1 protein-coding gene is annotated in these 803 nt (G+C 66.5%); it reads right to left on the reverse strand.

What is annotated here, in order from left to right; all coding sequences use genetic code 11:
• Positions 1-803, reverse strand: an 803-nt coding sequence (hutU, locus tag AC1DDS_RS25740) for a urocanate hydratase (RefSeq protein ID WP_477481438.1), incomplete at both ends; no start/stop codon positions are given.

Raw genomic sequence — 803 nt, forward strand, 5'->3', positions numbered from 1 at the left:
TTGTTGTCGGGCAGCAGTTCCTTCACCTTGGCGTCGGTCTTGTAGATGTCTTCCGGGTCGCCGGACAGCGCCGCCCAGCGGAACGGACCGATGCCCTGGCAGAACAGCGGGCGGATATAGGCCGGCACGAAGCCCGGGAAGGCGAAGGCGTTCTCGAGGCCCTCGTCCTTGGCGACCTGGCGGATGTTGTTGCCGTAGTCGAAGGTCGGGATGCCCATGTCCTGGAAGGCGATCATCGCCTCGACGTGCTCGCGCATCGAGGCGCGCGCCGCCTTTTCGACCGCTTTCGGGTCGCTGACGCGCTTGTCCTTCCACTGCGCCATCGTCCAGCCCTTCGGCAGGTAGCCGTTGACCGGGTCGTGCGCCGAGGTCTGGTCGGTGACCATGTCGGGACGGATGCCGCGGCGGACCATCTCCGGCAGGATCTCGGCGGTGTTGCCGAGCAGGCCGACGGACTTCGCTTCGCCGTTCTTCGTCCAGCGAGCGATCATTTCCATCGCCTCGTCGAGCGTCTCGGCCTTCTCGTCGACATAACGGGTGCGCAGGCGGAAGTCGATCGAGTCCGGATTGCACTCGACGGCAAGGCAGGAGGCGCCGGCCATGACGGCGGCGAGCGGCTGGGCGCCGCCCATGCCGCCGAGGCCGCCGGTCAGCACCCACTTGCCCTTGAGGTTGCCGCCGTAGTGTTGGCGGCCGGCCTCGACAAAGGTCTCGTAGGTGCCCTGAACGATGCCCTGGGTGCCGATGTAGATCCACGAACCGGCGGTCATCTGGCCGTACATGGCCAGGCCCTTCTTATCCAG

Source organism: Mycoplana sp. 10N416 (assembly GCF_056394765.1).